A 21,900-nucleotide genomic window follows, 5' to 3' on the forward strand; every position below is an offset into this window, starting at 1 on the left:
ATCCCAACGAACCTCGCGGAACTGCTCATTCCGCCCGGTCGCCCCATGTTCCGGTGCAGGTCAGCACATTCAGGGGCCCACCTGCGCTGTCGTGACCACCTGTCAGACTTTGGGTGCACGTTGAACCACTTCCGGAACGGACACGTGGTCACCAGTGACACCTGTACCTGTATGCCGTACGTCCCGGGGAGATTCATGACGCGCAGATGGTCGCTCATCACCACGATTGCCGTACTGACCGTCGCGCTGGCCTTCGTCGTCGCTCAACTGGTGTGCGGCCAGGGGGACGAGGAGGCCGGGAAGGCGCAGGCCGGGGGGAAGTCGGGTGAGCCGAGCCCGAGTTCGGGGGCCGGGTCGCTGCGGGGTGTCGGGTGGTGGCCGCTGCACCGGTCCGGTACCGCGAAGGCGGGGGAGCACGATGCCGTGGTCAGTGGGGGCGGGCAGTGGACCGACGGTCCCCAGGGCGGTGCCCTGCGGCTGGACGGCACCAGTGGATATGCGGACACCGGTACCCGGCTCGACACCGCCGGCAAGGACTACTCGGTCGCCGCGCGGGTGCGGCTGACCCCCGAGGACCTGAACGGCTTCCACACCGTGCTGTCCCAGGACGGTGACCAGGCCAGCACGTTCTACCTCCAGTACTCCGGACAGGACCAGAACTTCGCCTTCAGTTTCACCGGTGCCCGTACCGTCGCGGAGCAGGCCGAGCAGCCGCAGGCCGGCCGCTGGTACCACCTCACCGGCACGTACCGCCAGAAGGACCACCGGATGCGGATCTACGTGGACGGCCGGCTGGCGGGAAGCAGGCAGGCCGTCGGCACGGTGAAGCCCACCGGCGATGTGGTGGTCGGACGCGGCAAGTTCGGCGGGAAGGCCGCCGACCACTGGAAGGGCGGGGTCTCCGATGTGCACCTCTACGACCGGGAACTGACGCCCGGTGAGGTGAGCTCGCTTTCCTCCCGCGAACCGGGCTGACGGCGGTACCGGGGCGGGTTCACCGCCGCTGCGGGCCGGCGGACGCGCCGCGACGGAGCGAACGGCCGCTCGCGGCGGCGCCCGCCGGCCTGCCCGCGGCCGGCGGTATCCGTCTTCCCCCCACAGACGAACCGGAGAGGAAAAGGCCCTTGTCGGCCAGCGCTTCGACCGAAGACTGCATATCCCGTCCCCACGCCGCGGAACGTAGCCCCCACACCGCGGAACTCCGCCCCCACGCCGCGGAACCTGGCCCCCACACCGCGGAACTCCGTTCGGACGACTTCCTCAGAGCCCTCTACCAGTTCCACGGCAGCGCGCTGCTGCAGTTCGCCGCGCGGCGGCTGGGGGGCGACTGGCACCGCGCCGAGGACGTCCTCCAGGAAGTCGCGATACGGGCCTGGCGGCACGCCGGGGACCTCGACCCGACCGCGGATTCGGTGCGGCCCTGGCTGTTCACCGTGCTGCGCAACCTCGTCATCGACGGCCACCGGGCCCGCCAGGCCAGACCACCCGAGGCCGGCGACCCGGAACTCGCCCACCTGCCGGTGTCCGACGACGTGGACCACATCCTCACCTCCCAGGTGCTGATCGAGGCGCTGCGGGACCTGCGGCCGCCGCAGCGCGAGGTCCTGCTGCACGTGCACTACCTGGGGCGCACCGTCAACCAGACGGCCCGGGTCCTCGGTGTGCCGCCGGGCACGGTCAAGTCGCGGACGTACTACGCCGCCCGGGCCCTGCGGGAGGCGCTGCACAGCCGCGGTCTGCAGGCGGGCGGCCGTGACCGGGCCGCCGGATGAGACTCACGCGAAATGCCCCGCGTGCCGGGGGATCGCCAGGCCGAGCGGTCCGGTGTCGAGCGAGCCGTCCGCACCGGTCCGCCAGGGCCACGCCGCGGGCGCGTCGCCGAGCACCAGCAGCGCGTCCCCGCGCCGCAGGCCGTCCAGCGCCCCCGCCCGCCGCGGGAGCTGTGAGGCGTCCACGACGAACAGGTGCGGCGCCTCGCCCTGGACGGCGATCCGGCTGCTGCCCTCGATCAGCCGGAAGATCTGGGTGACGTCGGACGCTCCGGGCTCCGGTGCTCCCGGTGCCGCCGACGCCGCCCTGGCGAACGCCTCCTCCAGGCTGGCCGCGGTGTGCAGCCGCGAGGTCCGCGGCGCGTCGCCGGGCAGGAACCCGTCGCCGGCCAGGGAGCCCACCAGGGTGACCTCGGCGAGCGCGCCCACCGGGCCGGCCAGCGCTTCGGCGACGACGGCGCGCGCCAGGCCGCGCACCTCATCGTCCGGGCCGGACACGGAGACCGGACCCGCCGCCCGGGAGAGGTCGACCAGCACCCGGTCGGCGCCGTCCAGCCCCACCGTCACCGTCAGCGCGTACGGCAGGGCCGGTTCGCCCTCCGGGCCGGGGCGGTGCAGGTCGTCGGGCGAGATCGTCCAGCGCTCGCCGTCCGCCTCGGCGGACCAGGGCGCGGGGGCGGTCTCCTCCGGGCCGGCCAGCAGCAGTCCGAGGCGTTCCTCGGAGTAGACGACGGCGTACAGGTCGGGCAGCGACCGGCCGGAGCGCAGGCATTCGCCCGTCAGCCGGCGCAGGCCGGCGTTGACCACGTCCAGCGCCTCCCGCCCCATGACGGCGGCCGAGGCGACGGCGGGCTTCGGCGGGCGGGGCCGCCGCTCGGTGACGATCAGCGCGGCCACCGCCCCGATCAGCGCCAGCCCCAGCACCACGGCCAGGACGTACCAGATCATCTTCTGACTCCTTGTCGGGACGCCCCGGCGGCGGAGCCGGGGCGGGCGGAAGCGGGGGCGGCACCACGGCCACGTCGCGGTGCCCGGTACCCGAAGGCCACTACGGCGCCCGTCCGCGGATGGTTCACGGGCCCGTCCGTCCCGCGCCCGTGAACCATCCGCGGACAGGGCCCGTAGGTCCCCTCAGTGGCACGGGAGCCCTAGGGGTGTCTGCAAAGTCGCGTCGTTCGCCCGTGAGGCAGGCGGGACTTTGCGGACAGGCCCTGGAGCAGGGCTCCCGCGGCTCCCCATTCACGCCGGCTGGAGGACGTTTCGTGTCGTTGATGTTGACCGTGGTCGAGGGGGACGGTGACGCGTTCGACGTCCACCTCGACGCCGACCCCGACACGCCCGTGAGGGCCGTCGCCCAGGCGCTGGCCGGGGCGGGCGGCGTCCACCGGCCCCCGGAGGGCCTTGGCCTCTACGCCGGCGACCGGCTGCTGCCCGCCGATATGCGGCTGCGGGACGCGCCGCTCCACCACGCGTCCGTCGTGGGCCTCGGCCGCCCGGCGGGCACCGCGTCGGCCGAACCGGACGGGCTGGTGGAGGTCCGTGCGGTCGGCGGGGCCGGGGCGGGCACGGTGCACCGGCTCGACATCGGCGAGTACCGGATCGGGCTGGCGCACGACGGGACCGCCCAGGTGCTGCGCGCCGTCCCGGACCGGCCGTGCGCCGTCCTGACGGTGGGCCCCGGGGGACGCTGCCGGGTGGCGCCCGACGCGTCGGCCGCGCCGGACGCCGGCGCCCCGCAACTGGACCGCGAGGAGCTTGCCGGAGCCACCGCCTGGCCGGCCGGCGCACAGCTCCTCGTCGGCGGCTGCCTGCTCGAACTCGCGCTTCCGCAGCGGCCGGACGCGGCCGTGCAGCTGTCGGAGGACGGCACCGGCTGGGACTACAACCGGCCGCCGCGGCTGCGCCCGGCCGAGAACGCCACCCGCTTCACCCTGCCCTCCCCGCCCGCGGCGCCCGCCGCCCGGCCGCTCCCGTGGATCACCGCGGCCGCCCCGCTGGTGATGGCGGGGGTCGGGGCGCTGGCCTTCGGCCGTATGCAGATGCTGTTCTTCGGGCTGCTCTCCCCGGTCGTGATCGTCGGCAACTACCTGATGAGCCGGCGCAACGGACGCCAGTCGCACTCCGACGAGGTCGCCGCCTACGAGGAGAAGAAGGGGCGCATCGAGGGCGACGCGGAACAGGCCCTGACGGCCGAACGCACCGCCCGGCGCCGTGGCTTCCCGGACCCGGCCGAGGTCGTCCTGACCGCCGTCGGCCCCCGGCGCCGCCTGTGGGAGCGCCGCACCTCGGACGCCGACTTCCTGGAACTGCGCATCGGCACGGCCGACATGCCGTCCGACGTCGTGCTCCACGACCCGACCAAGGACGAACACCGCCGCCAGGACCCGTGGACCGCGTACGACGTCCCGGTGACCGTTCCGCTGCGGGAGCACGACGTCCTGGGCATCGCCGGTGAGGGCCCGGCAGCGCGCGCCGTGGCACGGTGGGCGGTCGCCCAGGCCGCCGTCCTGCACAGCCCCCGTGACCTGCAGATCCACCTGCTGACGACGGGCGGCCCGGGCCGGGACGGCTGGTCCTGGCTGCGCTGGCTGCCGCATGTGCGCAAGAAGTCCGGCGACATCCCGGCCGCCATCGGCTACGGCACCGAGACCTGCGCCCGGCGGGTCGCCGAACTGACCGCGCTGATCGCCGAGCGCGCCGGACGGGAGGACCGGCAGAGCCGGAGTGCCGGGCCCGATGTGCTGGTCGTCCTCGACGGGGCCCGCAGGCTGCGTTCGCTGCCCGGCGTGGCGCAGATCCTGCGCGACGGACCGGCCGTCGGTGTCCGCGCGGTCTGCCTGGACGCCGAGGAGCGGCTGCTGCCCGAGGAGTGCCACGCCGTCGTCGCCGAGGAGCCCGGCGGAACCGTGCGGGTGGGACGCTCGGGGCGGGGCACCGTTGGGGGCATCCGGCCCGACGTGGTGTCCCTGGACTGGTGCCGTTCGCTGGCGCGGGCCATGGGGCCGATGCGGGACCCGGGCGGCGACGACGAGGGGGCCGCGGTGCTCCCGGGCTCCGCGCGGCTGCTCGACGTGCTCGCCCTCGACCCGTCGCAGGCCGCCGGCATCCGGGCGCGCTGGACGGCCGGGGGCCGCTCGACCCGGGCGGCCGTCGGCGTCTCCCTGGACGGCCCGTTCTACCTGGACCTGCGGCGCGACGGCCCGCACGGCCTGGTCGCCGGTACCACCGGTTCCGGCAAGTCCGAACTCCTCCAGACGCTGGTCGCCTCGCTCGCGGTGGCGAACCGTCCGGACGCGATGACGTTCGTCCTCGTCGACTACAAGGGCGGCTCCGCGTTCAAGGACTGCGTGGACCTGCCGCACACCGTCGGCATGGTCACCGACCTCGACGCCCACCTCGTCGAACGGGCCCTGGTGTCGCTGACGGCGGAGCTCACCCGGCGCGAGCACATCCTCGCCGCGGCCGGCGCCAAGGACATCGAGGACTACATCGACCTGCTGGAGCGCGAACCGGCGGGCCGCACCCCGATGCCCCGGCTGCTCATCGTCATCGACGAGTTCGCCTCGATGGTGCGCGACCTGCCGGACTTCGTGAAGGGCCTGGTCAACATCGCGCAGCGGGGCCGCAGCCTCGGTATCCACCTGATCCTGGCGACGCAGCGCCCCAGCGGCGTCGTCTCCTCGGAGATCCGCGCCAACACCAACCTGCGCATCGCGCTGCGGGTGACGGACGCCGGCGAGAGCCAGGACGTCCTCAACTCCGGTGAGGCCGCCGGGATTGCGCAGAGCACCCCTGGCCGCGCCTATGTGCGCCTCGGCCAGAACTCCCTGGTGCCGTTCCAGTCCGGGCGGGTCGGCGGCAGGCGGCCCGGGGCCGCGGCGGCCTCGCTGCCGGCGCCCTGGGCGGTGGCGGTCGGCTGGGAACGGCTCGGCGAGCCGCTGCCGGCGCGGCCGCGCGCCGCGGCCGCGCCCGCCGAGGTCGAGACCGACCTCACCGGTCTCGTCGAGGCGATCCGCGCCGCGGACCGCGAGATGGGCATCCCCGCGCAGCACAGCCCCTGGCTGCCGCCGCTGCCCGAAAAGCTGGCGCTCGGCGATCTGCCCCCGGTGCCGCCCTCGGACTACGACCTCGCGCCCGTCGCGTACGGCGTGGTGGACCTGCCCGCACAGCAGGCCCGGCTGCCCCTGGTGATCGACCCGGCGACGCTCGGGCACCTGCACATCATCGGCTCGCCCCGGCAGGGCAGGTCGCAGACGCTGCGCACCATCGCCGGGACCCTGGCCGGCGCCCACTCCCCGGATCGGCTGCACCTGTACGGCATCGACTGCGGCAACGGCGCGCTGCTGGCCATGGAGGGACTGCCGCACTGCGGCGCCGTCACCCAGCGCACCCAGCCCGACCGGGTGGCCCGGCTGCTCGCCCGGCTGACGGCGGAGCTCACCCGACGGCAGGAGATGCTCGCCGCCCGCGGCAGCGCCGACCTGACGGAGCTCCGCCGTGCCCTGCCCGAGGACGAACGGCCCCCGCACCTGGTGCTGTTCATCGACCGGTGGGAGGTCTTCGACAAGCAGCTCGGCGAGTACGACGCCGGAAACCTGCTGAACTCCGTGCTGACCCTGCTGCGGGACGGCGCGAGCGCCGGCATCCACCTGGTGATGACCGGCGACCGGGCGCTGTTCTCCAGCCGGGTCAACGGCGCCACCGAGGACAAACTCGTGCTGAAGCTCAACGAGAAGTCCGAGTACGGCATGATCGGCATCACCCAGCGGAACGTGCCCGACGAGATCCCGCCGGGCCGCGCTTTCCGCGCCGCCGACAAGGCCGAGGTGCAGATCGCCCTCCTCACCGGGAACCCGGAGGGCCAGGCGCAGGCCGCGGCGCTCCAGCAGATCGCCGAGGAGTGCCGGCAGCGGGCGGCTCACCTGCCCGCCGCCACCCGGCCGTTCCGCGTCGACACCCTGCCGGACCGGCTCACCTTCGAGGAGGCCGCCCGGTTCGTCCCGGCCAGGCGCTCCTCGCGCTGGGCGCTGGCCGGCGTCGGCGGTGACGAACTCACCGCCCTCGGGCCGGACTTCACCGTCACCCCGACGTTCCTGGTCGCCGGTCCCGCCCGCTCGGGCCGCAGCACCGTCCTGTCGACGCTGGCGCTGGCCCTGCTCTCGGCCGGCACCCCGGTCGTGATCGGGGCCCCCGCCCGCTCGCCGCTGCGCCACCTCGCCGGCCGGCCCGGCGTGCTCGCGGTGTTCGACGACGCCGACCTCGACCCCACGGCCCTGGAGACGGCGCTGGCCTCCGCGCCCGACGGTGCCGTGGTGCTCCTCGACGACGCCGACCTGCTGCTGAAGACGAAGGCCGAGCCGGTCCTCACCGCGATCGCCAAGTCCGGCGCCGAGACCGGCCGCGGCCTGGTGATCGCCGGCCAGACCGACCGGCTCTCCTCCGGGTTCTCCGGCTGGCACACCGAGGCCCGCCGCAATCGGTGCGGCCTGCTGCTGAAGCCGCAGAACATGAGCGACGGCGAACTGATCGGCGTCAAGATCCCCCGCAGCCGCCTGGGCGCCACCCGCCCGGGCCGGGCGATCCTGCACCTGGGCGACGGTGTCCTGCGCACTGTCCAGGTCCCGGAGACGGTACTCCCGGCAACCGAGGGCTGATCCCCACGGGTTGCGCGACAGAGGGCTCCTGCCGACGAGTTCGGCGGGAGCCCTCTGTGGTGTGCGGACGGCGTTCGCTACTGGGACTCCTGCTCGGCCCTCAAATCCTCCGGTATCACCTCGGATTCGATGGGCGAAGCCCCCGTCGGGGACAGCATTCCGCGCCAGCAGCAACCGTCATCCTGCACCAGAACTCTGCCGTTCTGCACGCGCAACCTCGAATTCGATACGGCTCGCGGCATGAAAATCGGCGTCGCCCGAGTCACTTCGTGTTGCGTACTTGCCAGCCTTCTCCGTACATGTGGGCGCCCTGCTTGTCGTACACCGTGGCGTAGCACGAGAGGTACTCGGGAATCAGCGACGAGTAGTTCCGATCGATGTCGGCGGCAACCTGGCCAGTGGCCCCCAGGTCCGCCCCGGTGACCTTCCCGTAGTGCGCGATGACCTCGTACTCCACCGTGTTTCCTGCTGCAACTTCCTTCTTTACAGTCCGTTCGATGGAGTTGAGGTGGTTCAGGTTTCCGGTCTTCGTCAACGGGGTCAAATTGCTCAGGGTGTGGCCCGGCCCGCCGAGATGCTCGTTCAGCAGATGTCCTTGCACCATCTGCTTCTGGAACCATAGCGCTGTGGGCCCGTTTCCGGTCGGCCACCAGGCGGGCTTGACCGACGGGGACTTTCCGGTCAGGTTGGAGCCAGGCCCCAGCTTGACCTTCATGGAGCTGCCGGCGCCGTTGGTCAGAGGGCCGTACGTCGCAGTGCAGGGCGCGAGGCCGAGGGGGTCGGTCCACGCCAGGGGATTCTTGACGTAGGTGTGGTGGTTGAGGGCGGGTTTGAGGCCGAGCGGGTCCGGCGTCGTGTAGCGGGCGGTCTCGGGGTCGTAGTGCCGGAAGTAGTTGTAGTGCAGGCCCGTTTCGGGGTCCTCGTACTGCCCCGGGAAACGCAGCGGTGTGTGAGCGATCGCGTTCCGATTGCGTGTGGTGACGCCCCACAGCGTGGCACGGGAGCGCCAGGCGATGGTGCCCTGCTCATCGACCAGTTCGGTGGGGGTGCCGACGAGGTCGGTGACGATGGCGAAGAAGCGGGAGTCGAACTCGCCCTGGCTTCCCGGCTTGCGCTCCAGCTGCGTGAGGGGGCGGTGGCCGTCGTGGTCCCAGGTGAGGATGACGCCGGTGGTGCCGTCCGTCTGCTCGGCGAGGCGCGTTTCGTCCCAGGTGAAGTGCACCGCCTCGGCCGCAGTGACGCCGTCCTCCGCCATGCGGTACTTGGCGGTGCGGCGGCCCATCGGGTCGTAGGTGTAGTGCCACCGGGTGCCGTCGGGGGTGACGCAGGCGACGAGGTGGTCCTCGGCGTCCCACTCGTAGCGCCAGGTGTCGGGCTTCCTCGACAGGCGGCGCTTCTGCCGCAGCACCATGCGGCCCGCGTCGTCGTATTCGTACCGGACCGTGCCGGCGGAGAACAGACGGGTGTCGGTGTAGGTCCGGGAGCCTCGGGCCTCGGTGCGCGGCGCCTTGTCGGGCCAGTTGGCCTCGGTCTGGTTGCCTGCCTGGTCGTAGGCGTAGGACTCGGTCCAGCCTTCGGCGATGACCGTCAACGGGCGTCCCACCCGGTCCAGTTCCATCTCCTTGCTCGTCCCCGTCACCTCGTCGGTGATGGCGGAGACGTAGTTGTCCGCCCGGTACGCGTAGGTGCCGGCCCGAACGACCCCGCCCGGGGTGGTAAGCCCCTGTGCGACGGGGCGACCGGCCATGTCCCAGGTTTTGGTCATGGCGACCTGCGAGGCGGTCGTGCCCAGTGCGCGGACGAGTTCATGGCCGAGGAGGTCGTGAGTGAACTCCATCCGGTGGCCGTCGGAGGTCAGGGAGGTACGGTTGCCTGCCTGGTCGTAGGCGAGTTCGGTGTACGCGCCGGTGGGCGTGGTGCGGGAGGTGCGACGCCCCATGAAGTCGTAGGTGTAGCGGGTGGTGCGTCCGTCGACGGTTTCCGACAGCAGGTTCCCCGTGATGTCCCGCTCGAAAGTGAGCGTGGAGGTGGGGGACACCGCGCGGAGCAGCGCGCCTGCGGCGTCATAGGTGTAGTCGGTCCGCACCCCGGCCGCGTCCTTGGACGTCAGCTGACCGAGTTCGTTGTACGTGTAGCCGATCTCCTCGCCGAGCGGTGTCGTGCGGGAGGTGACCCGGCCCAGCGCGTCGTGGGCGTAACGGATTTCGCGGTTGTCGAAGTCGGCCTCCTTGATCAGACGGCCGACGCGGTCGTAGGTGTAATCCCATGTCAGGCCCTGCGGGTTGGTGACTCGGGTGGGGCGGAGCTCGGCGTCGTAGACGAAGGTGGACCGGGCGCCGTCGGGGTCGGTACGCGCCGCGAGCCGGTCGAAATGCGTGTACTCGAAACGGGTGGTGGCGCCTGCGGGGTTGGTGTGCGTGAGGCAGTTGCCCTCGCCGTCCCAGGTGAAGCGTTCGGTGCGGCCATCGATTGCCGTGCGCTCCGATACGCGGCCTTCGACGGTCCATGCCGTGCGGGTGATCGCACCCAGTGGGTCGGTGAGGACGGTGGGGCGGCCGAACGCATCGCGTTCGAGCAGGGCGGTTCCGCCGGAGGCATCCGTGACGGAGAGGGGCAGACCGGCGGCGTCGTTGTCATACGTGGCTGCTGCGCCCGAGGCGTCAGTTGCGGTCGCGATGGCACCCGCGCGGTCGTGGGTGAACCTGAGGGTGCCCCCGTCCGGCCCGGTCATGGCAGTGGGATTGCCCAGCTCGTCGTACGCACAGTGCCAGGTCGTCCCGTCGTGACCGGTCGAGGAGAGCGGGAGGTTCAGCTCGTTGTACGTCGCCGTGGACCGGCTGCCGTCCGGGAGTTCGATGACGGTGGGGTTGTGGGCCCGGTCGTACGCGAAGCGGGTGGTGTGGCCGAGGGCATCGGTGCGGGCGAGGAGGGCGTCGTAGCGGTCCCACTCGGAGGTGGTGGTGTGGCCCAGCGGGTCCGTCTCACCGACGACCTGGTAGAGGTCGTTGAGCTGGTAGACGGTGGTGGCGCCGCAGGCGTCGGTGTAGTGGGTGCGGTGCTCGACCGTGTCGTAGGACCACTGCGAGGAGAGGTAGCCGTCGGGGCCGACGGTCTCGGTGATGCGGTTCTCGTCGTCGTGGACGTAGCGGTACGTGGAGGCGTTCCGGTCCGTCCAGGAGGTGATGCGGGACTGCTCGTCGTAGCCGAACAGCAGAGGCCGGCCGGAGGAGTTGACGACGTGGGTGAGGTTGCCGTCCGCGTCGTGCTCGTAGGACATGACCTCGACGGGGCCGTCGGGTGTGGCGACCGAGAGGCCGGTGATCAGGCCGGCGATGCAGCGGACGTCGACGCGGTAGCCGCCGGAGTGCAGCAGCGTGGTCGGGGTGCCGTCCTCCAGGCGCTCGACGGTGACCTCGTTGCCGTTGCGGTCGTGCCAACCGCTCAGCCAGTACAGGCCGTTCTCGTCGTCGGGGTGGTCCACGAAGGTCCGCACGAGACCCGTGTGCGGGTCGGCGACGCGATAGGTGGCTCGGTCCTCGGTGCCGGTTCCCGCACGGGCCAGCGGGAGACGCGGACCTTCCTCGGGCAGCACCCCCTCGCGCTCGCCCGATTCGGCACCGGGAAGCCCCGGATAGAACAGAATCGACCCGTCCTCACGGGTCCATGACACCCGCCCCCGCTCGTTGACCTCCAGGCGCTCGTCGAGGGTGGAGGCCCAGGAGGGGCCGAAGAACTGGCCGTAGCGGTAGGACGACAGATACGTACGGGAGACCGCGAGCGGCAGGATGCCGGGCAGCGCCAGATCGGTCTGCTGCAACAGCATTTCGCCGCTTGCCACATCGACCGGGTCGGTCGCACACGTGCGCTTGTCGACGCCGCGGCCGGTGAGACGGGAGTTCGGCGACTTGACGGAGTTGGGCTTGACGTTCTTGAGGGCCGAGCCGATCCCCTTGACGCCCTTGAGGAGCGCGCCGCCGCCCGCGACCAGGCCGACGACGTCGAGGACGATTTCGGTGATGTCCCAGTCGCCGGTCTCGGCCATGATCGACATGTTGATGCCCAGTGATGCCGCGCCGGCGACGAAGGCCCCGATGGTGAGCGCGATCCCGAGTCCTTGCAGGCCGGGTATCAGCATTGCCAGCACGCCGAGCACGGCGCTGATGATGGCGAGGGCCTTGCTGAAGGCCTTTTTGATCTTGTCCCAGAGGCTGTAGCCGGCGACGGACTCGTCCCTCGCGTCGTCCAGTTTCTGGGCGGCGGTGGCGGCGTCCTCCTCGCGGACCTGGCGGGCGTCCTCGGCGAGCATGCGGGCCGCGTCCAGGTCGGCCTGGGCGTCGTCGGCCTGCGCCTGGGCCCCCGACTGTTTGCTGTGGGCCTCGTCGAGGGCGCGGCGGGTGCTGGCGCGGGCTTCCTTGTCGTCCGGCGGGTGCTTCTGGCCGTCGAGGTGGCTGATGTCGGCGCCGGCCGCCCTCACCACGTCGGTGGCGGACTCGAGGCGGTCCTTTGCCTCGCGTCCCTTCTCCAAGGCGTTGTCGGCGTTGCGCTGCTGATCACGTAGCGAGTGGACGTATGTGTCGAGCGCGCCGGCGGCCTGGTCGTAGGAGCTGTGCAGCTTGCGTACCTGGTTGGCCAGGTCGCCCAGCTTGTCCCGGAGTTTGTCCATCGTCTTGCCCTCGCCGACCTGGTTGTTCTCCAGGCCGGAGACGAGGGGCAGGGCATCGCCCGCGTTGTCCGCCACGGAACGGTACTGGCGGGCCAGGTCTCCGAGCATGTCCGCATCACCCGGGGTCGGGTCGTCCGAGAACCCGAAGACGTCTTCCCAATCGGACACCGCTGGACGCGCCATGGCCGCTACCTCACTTTTCCTGTTCTGTTTCGCCCACGGGGCTTCCCTCGGCGGCTCCCGCCGCCGGACCTGCTGCGTCGGTCGTGTCGGCCTGGTCGTCGAAGCGGAGCGACTCCGCGATCGCGTCGAAGACCTCGTAGAACTGCTCCGCCAGATCCACGTTGGGAGTGGAGCTGGCGATCACCAGGTAGTCGTGGGTGTGGGGCACCGGAACGAGGGTGTGCCGCACTGCGGTGGGCACCCGCGTCCCGTGGTAATCGACGTCCTCGATGCGGGAGATCCGCCCGGCCGCCCCGGCATGCGGCAGTTCCACCAACTCCACCTCGCCGGCCGGCAGTCCGCTGCCCTCCGCATCGGTGCCGAGCTGCACGCCGGCGGCCATGACGAGGTCCGCCAGATCCTCCGACTGATCCTCGGGAACGGTGATCCGGAGCACCACCGTCGTGGCGCTGAGCACCAGCGGGCCGCTGCCCGCGCGCAGGATCCTGATCATTCCCGAGGCCCGCAGCGCACCCTGCGCGTGCGCCTCGCGGGCGATGCGCCGGGTGTTGCGGATCAGCCCGTCCACCTGCTCGCGGGTGAGCTGAGGGGCCTTCTCCACCTGTGCCTCGATGCGGCGGCGGATCGAGGCGTCCCGCGTGCTCGGGTCGAGGTCGAGATGCCACCACGAATCGGGGAACCTCAGGCTGTATTCCGCGGGCGCGGCCGCCTCCGGCTGCTCCGTGGTCGGTTCCGTCATGGCGCTTTTCCCTTCGGCGCGACGTTCCTCCGTCACGCGTCCTGCTTGTCTTCGTCCAGCGATTTGACGGTCTCGTCGTCCGTCTGCGTGAAGTTCTCGGCGATCGTGTCCGTGTTGTCGGCGAACGTCTTCACGTTGTCGTGAACCCGCTCGTGACCCGCCACCCACGCCTTGTCGAACGCGTCGAGGGCGTCCGCGAGCGTGCTGTCGCCGGCCAGACTCTTGAAGTCCCCCGCGCCGCCGGTGGCGTTGTAGAGCGTCGCGGAGTTCCCGATCAGATCCCCGATGTTCTGGAGCTCCTTGACGGTGTCCTTGAGGTCCTGCACAGGCACGCTGATGTTGCCCATCGGTGTCTCCTCTCCTGTCCCGGCCGCCCGGCCCCGCCCTCACCAGGAGAGCGGGGCCGGACGATGCGGAGCGCTTCAGCCGATGGAGCCGGACGTCTGGTCGTCGGTGTCGACGAACGCGTCGGCGACCTGCTTGATGAACTCGCTGACACCCTGCAGACCCTCGATGGCCTTCTCGGTGCCGTTCTTGTACTCCTCCCAGTACGGGCGGAACTTGCTCTCGGAGCCCGGCGTCGCGTAGGCCGCCTCGACCATCTCGTCCATCTTGGTGTTGGCCTCGTGCAGGCTCTGCTGCATCTGCTCCTTCTGGTTCTGAAGCCAGGTCGACGCCTCCCGCATCTCGTCCGGGCTGATCTTGATGTTGCCGCCGGCCATGCCGATTCCTTCCCTCGCTGCGTATCGCGCGGCCCGCTGGGGCCGCACACACGTGGCTGTACGGGGCATCTTCCGGGGCGGTTCACGGCTGTTGCGGAACGGTGACCAAAGCCGGCCGGAGCGCTGCACCAGCCGGCCGGAGCGCTGCATCCGTCGCGCGCGCCCTCCGCGGGCGAGGTGCCGACCGGCACGGTGCTCTCGCCGAGCATGACGTTGTGCACCGGCCAACGAACAAGGCCCAGGTCGCTGACCTGGGCCTCAACTAGGCAGTGGGGAACGGGATTCAGATGCGGGATCCGAGCCTGAGCGGGAGGGGTGCTTTCCGTCTTTCGGGCAGGGCCGGGACCGGGCTGCCGAAGGGGGCCGGCTCAGGCAGCCGGCAGCCTGTACTTCAACCGGGAAGCGTTCAGGGGCGGGCAGGCGCGGTCCCGGACCCAGGCGGCGCCGGCCGCGACGGCGCCGAGCATGGCGACCGGCGCGATCAGGAGGGTGACGACGGCCTGGAAGTACGGAAACGCGTAAGCCCCGAAGAAGTTGATCGCGGTGCCCAGCAGGGCCGCTGCCAGGAGGATGAGGGGAAGGGCCTTGGTCAGGGCCCGCATGGTCACTTCGCGTGCGGGGTCGTGTCGGCGCTGGAGATCCGCGGCCACGGTGGACCGGACCCAGAAGAAAGCGGCAAGCAGGCACACGGCCCAGCCCACCCACATCAAGGGAGTGCCGGGATTGGGGTAGTGGTGCACCTCCCACACCGGCGGCCCGTGCAGCTGCGTGGTCATCGCTTCACTGTCGCGGTCGAGGAGGCCGCCGGGCGTTCCCGCCCACCAGAGGATGACGGCGACGACGGCAGGTACGGCGGCGCCCCTGCCCGCCGCGGCGGCGGTCTCCTTCAGGCACGGGCGCTTGGGCAGCAGACCGCGTTCGGCCGCCCAGGAGGTGGCCAGCGCGTCGATGTCACCGCCGATGTAGTCGGTGACCGACCGGCCGTCGGAGGCGGCGGCGGTCAGGTCCGCTGCCAGCTCTTCGGCCATCTCGTCCGTCGCGTCGTTGTCGATTCCGAGGCGCCGCCAGGTATCCGTGGCCTCGTGTATCGCGTCCTCGACCGTCAGCGTCATGATTCCTCCCGCGTCGTCTGGCTGATGATGGAGCCGATGCTCGTGGCGAATTCGCTCCAGTCGCGGCCCCACGACCGGAGCATCTGCAGGCCTGCTTCGCTGGGGCTGTAGTAGGTACGGGCAGGACCCCCGTCCCCGCTGCGGCGTTCGACCTCGACCAGCTCGCGTTTACGCAGGCGCGCCAGCGCCGGGTAGATCGAGCCGTCCGCGACATCGAGCCCGGCCTCTGCGAGCCGGACGGTCATCTCGTAGCCGTAGACCGGCGCCTCCGCCATCAAGGCCAGCAGGCACATATCCAGCACCCCGCGTAGCCACTGGGCGCGTGGGGTGGGTGCTTCCTCCATGGCAAGTACCTTACACAGCATGAGTCATGCACTGCAAGATAGTGCGGCGGAAGGGGGCGCGGTGCAGGAGGGCGCGGTGGGAGAGGACGCGGTGCAGGAGGGCGCGGCGCAAGAGGACGCGGTGCAAGCGGACGCGGAGCCCTGGCAGATCTCGGCGGGAGCCGTGCGTGCGCCTTTCTGGACCTTGACCGGCGAGTGCCTGCGGCCGCCGGGCATGCCCGTGCCCCCGTAGGCCGGGAAGGGGCCTACGGGGGCACGGCGCAGGGCTTACGGGTGGTACTTCTCCTCGACCGTCTCGGCGGCGCCGGACTTGCGGTCCATGGTGACGCGGACGGTCACGCTGCCGGTCTTCGCGGCCTTCTCCAGCTGCTCCACGGTGCACTTCGCGGTGCCGTAGCCGTCCCCGCCCATGGACACGCTGCCCCCGTCGCCGGAGCAGATCGCGGCCGCGCCGAGGACCTTGGTGGCGTTGGCGACGAAGAATGCCTGGTCCATGCCGCCGCTCTGCGGCTTGACGATCAGCTTGCCGGGCGCAAGGTACTCCAGCTTGCCGACGATCGTCCGGTGGTTACCCGCCTGGGCATGGCCACCCCCGCCCGAGCCGGACCCGCTGCCCGCCTTCGAGGCGGACGACGCCGCGGCGGCCGTGCCGCCGTTCTGCTTCTGCGAGCCGGCCTGGCCCGAGGAGGATTTGCCCGTGGACTGGTCCTGGGGCGACGCCTGCTGTGAGCCGGCCGCGGCCGAAGCGCCCGACCCGGCGGCCCCCGCCGCCTTGGTCCCCTCCCCGCACGCCGTGACCCCCATGCCCAGCGCCGCCGCGACGACGATGGCGGTGGCGATGCGGCGGCCGGCGCGGCCGCGGAAGCGGTTGGTGGTGGCGGCGTTCATCATGACTCCTGTTGCTCTGTTCGCTCGTTCTGCGTCTGAACCACCATCAGTTTCCAAGATCAAGTTGGCGTTTCGCTAACGAGGGACTAATGCGCCGGGACAGCACGCCGCGGCGCGCCGGCCGCGGCGTGCTTGCGCCGACGACAGCGTGACGGGCTACGTGCGTCTCCGTGGGCGGCCTCCGCCTCAGCCAGTCGCAGCCGGTCGCAGCCGGTCGTCCGTCGCTCGTCAGCCGTTCGTCGTGTCGGCGTCCGCAGCCGGTGCCGGTGCCGGTGCCGGTGCCGGTGCCGGGGGATCTTCCGGGGCGCCTTCCGGGGAACGTGCGGCCGTGCGGGCGAGGTTGTCCTCGAGGCGTTGCAGGGCGTGGAGGGTTTCGGCCTGCTGCTCAGGGGTGAGGTCGCCGGTGGAGGCGCCTTCGAGTTCGGCCCAGATGCGTTCGACCTCGCGGCGCAGCGCTTGGCTGGCGGCCGTCGGTTCGATGATGACGGCGCGCTTGTCGTCAGGGGAGGGGCGGCGGCGGACGAAGCCGGCGTTCTCCAGGCGCTTGATGCTGCGGGTCATGGTGGCGGCGTCGGAGTCGACCAGGCGCACGAGGTCGGTCTGCCGCTGGGGGCCGAGTTCCCACAGGTGCATCATCACCAGCTCCTGGCCGAGGTGGAGGCCGAGGGGACGCAGGAGCTGTCCGGCGATCATGCGGTGCAGGCGGGCCACCCGGAAGATCGCGTGGCTGACCGGCCCCGCTTGGGCGGCAGCGGGCACCGGTACGGAGGAGGTGGCCGGCGTCGCCTGCTGCGGCCGGCTCGGCGCGTCCTGCTGGGTGGTGCGATTGGTTGTCCGGCTCATCAAGTGCGTCCTTTCCCGGCTGAACTTTGCCGGACAGTAATCCGGCTCACAGCTCGCCGGATGCAGCCAGGATAGCGACCCTCCATGCCTTGTGGTGCCCTTGGGTTCAATGGGTTGTTGCCGCATGTCAATGGAGGGTTTCCGGGTGTGCGAGGCGGCGGGTGACGCAGTTCACGCAGGGGGTCGGGATGGCTTTGCAGGGTTTTACTTGTTCGGCCAGGTAATGGTTTGCTGAGCCTCGCATGCCGAGGGAGCGCCGCCAGTACGGGCGGCCTCCCGCCCCTACCGAAGGAGTGATCATGACGACCGCATTCGACCCGATCGAACTGGGCGGCAAGCGCCTGGCCAACCGCGTGGCGATGGCGCCGATGACCCGCAGCCGCGCCTACGGGCCGGGGGCCGGTGCGACGGAGCTGATGGCGGCCTACTACGCCCAGCGGGCAAGCGCCGGCCTGATCATCACCGAGGGCGTCCAGCCGTCGGTGGTCGGCCAGGGCTACCCCGACACCCCGGGCCTGCACTCCGCCGAGCAGGTCGCCGCCTGGCGGCAGGTGACCGACGCGGTCCACCGCGAGGGCGGGGTGATCTTCGCGCAGCTGATGCACACGGGCCGGATCGGCCACCCCAGCCTGCTGCCTGACGGTCTGACCCCGGTGGGCCCCTCCGCCGTCGCCGCGCAGGGCCAGGTGTACACCCACCAGGGTCCCCAGGACTTCGTCACACCGAAGGAACTGGCGCACGACGAGATCGTGCGGACGATCGCCGACTTCGCCGACGCGGCGCGCAACGCCATCGCCGCCGGCTTCGACGGGGTGGAGCTCCACGGAGCGAACGGCTACCTGATCCACCAGTTCCTCGCCCCCAACGCCAATCAGCGCACCGACACGTGGGGAGGCGACGTCGCGGGCCGGGTGCGCTTCGCCGTCGAGGTCACCCGCGCCGTCGCGGAGGTGATCGGTGCCCACCGGACCGGTATCCGTATCTCCCCCGGAGCCCCGTTCAACGACATCGCCGAGACGGACCCGTCGGACCTGGAGGCGACCTACACGGCCCTGGTGGCCGCGCTCGCCCCGCTGGACCTGGCCTATCTGCACGTGCTCGAAGGCCCCGACCAGAGTCTGACCGGGCGTCTGCGCAAGGACTGGCCGGGCACGTTCGTCCTCAACCCGTTCACGCACCCCGAGCCCACCGGCCACGACTCCCTCGGCCTGATCGAGAACGGCGCCGCGGACATGCTCGCCTTCGGCGCGCTGTTCCTGGCCAACCCCGACCTGCCCCGCCGTCTCGCGTCCGGCGGCCCCTACAACGAGCCCGACCGCACCACCTTCTACGGCGGCGAAGCGCGCGGCTACACCGACTACCCGGCCCTGCCCGCCTGACCGGTCGTGGCACGGGCCGACCGGTCACGGCAAGGACCGCCGGCCGCCACACCCGGCCGGGGCACGCCGCCCATGCGGGCCGCCCCGGGGACGCCCACGCCGGACCGGGCCCAGCGACACCTACGCCGGCCCGCCCCCGGGCACCCCGGCGCCGAGCCCCGCCCCGGCGCCGAGCCCCGCCCCGACGCCGAGCCGAGCCCCCGCGCCGAGCCCCGGCCCCGCCCTCCGAAACACCACCCTCCCCGCCCCCTCGTCCCCCCTCCCTCCCGGAAGGACCCGCCATGACCGCCCTCGCCCGCAGACTCCAGCACGCCGCCTACGGCGGACCCGGGGTACTGGAACTGGCCGCCGTGCCGCTCCCCGAACCCGGCCCCGGCCAGGTCCGCGTCCGCATCCACGCCGCCGGCGCCAACGCCCTGGACTCCAAGAAGCGCCGGGGCCTGTTCGCCCCCGGCCAGGAGGCGCCCGCCGAACCCCAGACCCTGGGCCTGGAGATGGCCGGTGTCATCGACGCACTCGGCCCCGGTGTCACGCAGTGGAGCACCGGCCAGGCGGTGCTGGGACTCACCGTCCGGCACGACGCCGCCGCCACCCACGCCCTGGCCGACGCCGGCAACATCGTCGCCAAGCCCGACAGCCTCACCTTCGAGCAGGCCGCCGCCCTGCCGGTCGCCACCGAGACCGCGTACCGCACCCTGCGCCGGCTCGGCGTGGTCGCCGGCCAGACGCTGCTGGTCCACGCCGCAGCGGGCGGCGTCGGCCTCATGGCCGTCCAGCTCGCCCGCGCCCTGGGCGCCACCGTCATCGGCACCGCCGGCGAGGCCAACCACCCCTTCCTCCGTGACCTCGGCGCCACCCCCGTCACCTACGGCGACGGGCTGGCCGACCGGATCCGCGCCGCCGCCCCGCAGGGCATCGACGCCGTCCTCGACGCCTCGGGACGCGGCGTCCTGCCGCTGTCCGTCGAACTGACCGGAAGCCCGGACAAGGTCCTCACCATCGCCGACCTCGACGCCGCCCGGCACGGCGTGCGCTTCTCCCGCGAGATGCTGCCCCTCCCGCAGGTCATGGACGACGTACTGCCCATGGTCGAGGACGGCCGCCTGCAGATGCCCCTCGAAGCGGTCTTCCCGCTGGAGAAGGCCGCCGACGCCTACCGCCGCCTGGACGAGGGCCACCTGCGCGGCAAGATCGTCCTCACCGCCCGGACCCCCCTCGACCCGGCGGCGCACGCCCGCGCCTGACCCAGCGGTGACGGGCCCGGCCACCCCACCGGGCCCGTCCCCCACCTGCCCGCCGGGCTCCGGACCACCGCCCCACGGAACCGTGCGCACCCTCGTGGCCCACCGCCGGGAGAACCGTACCGGCCGTCATGGCGTGTCAAGAGGCAGCAGTCTTCGCCGAGTTGCCGAGGAGGGCGCGTATGCACGGATACGGCACGGACACCGAGGAGATGCGACAGTTCGCCGACATGCTCGACGAGGCGGCCAAGACCTTGGAGCGGGCGGACAAGGGCCTGGACGCCTCGGAGGGGGCGGCGCGCACGCACCGGCAGTGGGACAGCGGACAGGAATTGAAGGGCGTCACGTCCGCCTGGGAGGGGGAGTACGCCCGGCTGGCACGGGAGTGCCGGAACCTCGCCGAAAAAATGCGCACGACGCGGCTGTCCTACGCGGCTTCGGACCAGCAGACCGCCGACGACATGGCCGCGCTGCTGCACCGGCACCGGGAGGCGCACTGATGGCGACCTTCGGTGATCCCCGCAAGGGGAAGAGCGGGGTCAAGGAGTCGGCCGTGCGGCGGGACAAGGTCACGGTTCCGCAGTTGCGTGCGGCGCAGCCGAAGGACTGGCAGCGCGCTTCCGCCGAGTGGGACGACTTCGCCGCCGCGGCAACGGAGGCCCGTAACCGCATCCGGGACGTCACCCGCCGCCTGCCCCACGTGTGGCACGGCCCCGCCGCAGCCGCGGCCCTGCACAGGCTGCGGGTGCTGCTGGACGAAATGACCATCGCCTACCGGGAGTCGAGGGCCGCGGCGCTCACGCTGGATGCTGCCCATGACGGGTTCAGGCTCGCGTCGACCTGGCTGGCCGAGGCCGAATCCATGACGAAGGCAGCCGATCTCACCCTGGAGGACGACGGCACCGTCACCGTCCCCGACCGTGACTTCCCGCAGAACGACCCCGACACCGCCGGCGCCGAACGAGCCGACCACGACAACGCCGAGGCGGTGCACACGCGCGCCGAGGCGGCTCTGACCTACGCCGCGGAAGTGGACTTCCATGTCGCGAATGAGCTGGAGCGCGTCAGGAAGGCGGTGGAATACAGCGTCCTGGACGACGCGACGAAGGCTGCGGTACGGGACGACGTCTCCGGCGGACTCCTCATGGGGAAGGTCCTTTCGGGACGGGGTGGCGTGCTGCTGCCGCCGCCGGAAGCCGACTCCGGTTCCGGCGAGCACGGCTCCGTCGAGCCCACGGACGCGGACCGGCAGCGGAAGAACGTCATGGGCTTCTACGCCATGCTGTCGCCGGCCGAATTCGGCGGGACCGTCGCGGCGCGCAACATGCTCCACTACCTCTCCAACACGGGAGAGCCCCTGAACCTGGACGTCGACGACATGCTGGAAGACATGCCGGACATGCAGGCGGACGCCGACAGGAACGTGGCCGCCAACGCGGACGCGTGGAAGGCCCAGGCGCTCGCCGAGTACGAACGCACGGGCAAGCCCGTCAAAATGGTCCAGCAGACCGGCTGGCAGGGTTACAACGCCACGTCCGACCCCGACTGGTACCACGCGGTGGGCGCCTGCCACTACAACACCGTCGCCCAGGTGGAAGTGGTACCCGGACCGGACGGTGAACCGCAGACGAAGATCAACTACCAGGTGCACGTCGCCGACCGCTACAACTGGGACGGCTCGGTGAACAAGAGCACCGATGTGCCGCAGCTGGGAGTGGTCACGGACAAGGACATGGGAAGGCTGCACGAGGCCGGGCTGGCCAAGGAATTCGATATGGGCGGTCAGAGCAGCGTCCGTACGTGGAAGGGCTGATCGTCCCGTGCCGGAGCGCCGCCGATGGCTCCCCCCGCTGCTCGTGTGCTGCACCATGGCCGCCGTCGCCGTGGGCTTCTGGGGCGTCCTGACCCTGGGCGCGCGGCAGCCCCCGCGGCCGGAGGAAGCGGCGCAGCGGATCGCCGGCCTGCAACCCGACCAGCACCCTTCCGAGTCGCGCTTCTACGTGCCGCTCACGGCGCGTGTCACCCACGGCACGGCGAGGCTGACCTACAAGGTGCACGGCTCGGGGGACTCCTCGGTCCGGGACTTCTGGCGCACCTATGACCTGAAGGGCGCACCCCCCAGGACGTCCCTGAGCTCGTACGCCGACCAGGTGGCCGGTCACCCTCGCGAGATCAGCGTCACCTACGAGAACCTGCCACCGGACGCCCCCCGCCTCCAGCGGGAGCATCCCGTGGACAACCGGCCGGCCACGATCACGGTGACGGCGGGGCCTGCGTAGCGTCCGCGCTCCATGGACGAACACGCAGATCCGCCGACGGCGGCAAGGGGGCCCGGGTCTACGCCGCGGTCCGCACCACGGCCT

General features: G+C 71.7%; 18 protein-coding genes. 9 read left to right on the top strand and 9 right to left on the bottom strand.

Features of this window, described 5'->3' with window-relative positions; translation table 11 throughout:
- Positions 1-195: 195 nt before the first annotated feature.
- Entirely contained in the window at positions 196-975 is a 780-nt protein-coding gene (locus ABZ851_RS03405) for a LamG domain-containing protein (RefSeq protein ID WP_361121421.1), read from the top strand.
- A 149-nt stretch (positions 976-1,124) separates the two neighbouring features.
- A complete protein-coding gene (locus tag ABZ851_RS03410) occupies positions 1,125-1,772 on the top strand; it encodes a sigma-70 family RNA polymerase sigma factor (protein ID WP_361121424.1) in 648 nt (215 codons plus the stop codon).
- A 3-nt stretch (positions 1,773-1,775) separates the two neighbouring features.
- Here the strand turns inward: ABZ851_RS03410 and ABZ851_RS03415 are convergent, their stop codons facing one another.
- Entirely contained in the window at positions 1,776-2,717 is a 942-nt protein-coding gene (locus ABZ851_RS03415; RefSeq protein WP_361121427.1) for a hypothetical protein, read from the bottom strand.
- Positions 2,718-3,040: 323 nt separating this feature from the next.
- Between ABZ851_RS03415 and ABZ851_RS03420 the strand changes: the two genes are divergently transcribed.
- On the top strand, positions 3,041-7,423 hold the full coding sequence (locus tag ABZ851_RS03420; protein WP_361121812.1) for an FtsK/SpoIIIE domain-containing protein: 4,383 nt from the start codon (positions 3,041-3,043) through the stop codon (positions 7,421-7,423).
- Between the two features lie 262 nt (positions 7,424-7,685).
- Here the strand turns inward: ABZ851_RS03420 and ABZ851_RS03425 are convergent, their stop codons facing one another.
- The 6 genes from ABZ851_RS03425 to ABZ851_RS03450 form a co-directional block, all read right to left on the bottom strand.
- A complete protein-coding gene (locus ABZ851_RS03425; protein WP_361121430.1) occupies positions 7,686-12,254 on the bottom strand; it encodes a DUF6531 domain-containing protein in 4,569 nt (1,522 codons plus the stop codon).
- A 25-nt stretch (positions 12,255-12,279) separates the two neighbouring features.
- On the bottom strand, positions 12,280-13,008 hold the full coding sequence (locus ABZ851_RS03430) for a hypothetical protein (RefSeq protein WP_361121433.1): 729 nt from the start codon (positions 13,006-13,008) through the stop codon (positions 12,280-12,282).
- A 32-nt stretch (positions 13,009-13,040) separates the two neighbouring features.
- Positions 13,041-13,355: a hypothetical protein gene (locus ABZ851_RS03435; protein WP_361121436.1), complete on the bottom strand. Its 315-nt coding sequence runs from the start codon at positions 13,353-13,355 to the stop codon at positions 13,041-13,043.
- Positions 13,356-13,430: 75 nt separating this feature from the next.
- On the bottom strand, positions 13,431-13,730 hold the full coding sequence (locus tag ABZ851_RS03440) for a WXG100 family type VII secretion target (RefSeq protein WP_336047344.1): 300 nt from the start codon (positions 13,728-13,730) through the stop codon (positions 13,431-13,433).
- Positions 13,731-14,098: 368 nt separating this feature from the next.
- Complete coding sequence (locus tag ABZ851_RS03445) at positions 14,099-14,842, bottom strand: hypothetical protein (protein ID WP_361121440.1); 744 nt, start codon at positions 14,840-14,842, stop codon at positions 14,099-14,101.
- Entirely contained in the window at positions 14,839-15,186 is a 348-nt protein-coding gene (locus ABZ851_RS03450; RefSeq protein WP_361121443.1) for a PadR family transcriptional regulator, read from the bottom strand. Before ABZ851_RS03450 ends, ABZ851_RS03445 begins: the two co-directional genes overlap by 4 nt.
- Before the next feature lie 19 nt (positions 15,187-15,205).
- Between ABZ851_RS03450 and ABZ851_RS03455 the strand changes: the two genes are divergently transcribed.
- Positions 15,206-15,418 (top strand): hypothetical protein, encoded by a 213-nt coding sequence (locus ABZ851_RS03455; protein WP_361121445.1) that lies wholly within the window; start codon positions 15,206-15,208, stop codon positions 15,416-15,418.
- Positions 15,419-15,453: 35 nt separating this feature from the next.
- Here the strand turns inward: ABZ851_RS03455 and ABZ851_RS03460 are convergent, their stop codons facing one another.
- Both ABZ851_RS03460 and ABZ851_RS03465 read right to left on the bottom strand, forming a co-directional pair.
- Positions 15,454-16,074, bottom strand: a complete 621-nt coding sequence (locus tag ABZ851_RS03460) for a hypothetical protein (protein ID WP_361121447.1) — start codon at positions 16,072-16,074, stop codon at positions 15,454-15,456.
- Positions 16,075-16,302: 228 nt separating this feature from the next.
- Positions 16,303-16,833, bottom strand: a complete 531-nt coding sequence (locus ABZ851_RS03465; protein ID WP_361121815.1) for a MarR family transcriptional regulator — start codon at positions 16,831-16,833, stop codon at positions 16,303-16,305.
- 383 nt (positions 16,834-17,216) lie between these two features.
- Here ABZ851_RS03465 and ABZ851_RS03470 point away from each other — a divergent pair, with 383 nt between their 5' ends.
- The 5 genes from ABZ851_RS03470 to ABZ851_RS03490 all read left to right on the top strand — a co-directional run bounded on the left by ABZ851_RS03470 (position 17,217) and on the right by ABZ851_RS03490 (position 21,816).
- Positions 17,217-18,296: an alkene reductase gene (locus tag ABZ851_RS03470; RefSeq protein WP_361121450.1), complete on the top strand. Its 1,080-nt coding sequence runs from the start codon at positions 17,217-17,219 to the stop codon at positions 18,294-18,296.
- A gap of 281 nt (positions 18,297-18,577) precedes the next feature.
- Complete coding sequence (locus ABZ851_RS03475; RefSeq protein WP_361121453.1) at positions 18,578-19,540, top strand: NADP-dependent oxidoreductase; 963 nt, start codon at positions 18,578-18,580, stop codon at positions 19,538-19,540.
- Between the two features lie 179 nt (positions 19,541-19,719).
- Positions 19,720-20,037 carry a type VII secretion target gene (locus tag ABZ851_RS03480; RefSeq protein WP_361121456.1) on the top strand — a complete coding sequence of 106 codons (318 nt, stop codon included), beginning with the start codon at positions 19,720-19,722 and terminating at the stop codon, positions 20,035-20,037.
- Positions 20,037-21,350, top strand: a complete 1,314-nt coding sequence (locus ABZ851_RS03485; protein WP_361121459.1) for a hypothetical protein — start codon at positions 20,037-20,039, stop codon at positions 21,348-21,350. Before ABZ851_RS03480 ends, ABZ851_RS03485 begins: the two co-directional genes overlap by 1 nt.
- 55 nt (positions 21,351-21,405) lie before the next feature.
- On the top strand, positions 21,406-21,816 hold the full coding sequence (locus ABZ851_RS03490; protein ID WP_361121462.1) for a hypothetical protein: 411 nt from the start codon (positions 21,406-21,408) through the stop codon (positions 21,814-21,816).
- Positions 21,817-21,900 lie beyond the last annotated feature (84 nt).

This window comes from Streptomyces sp. NPDC047049 (genome assembly GCF_040643995.1).
Lineage (GTDB): Bacteria > Actinomycetota > Actinomycetes > Streptomycetales > Streptomycetaceae > Streptomyces > Streptomyces mooreae.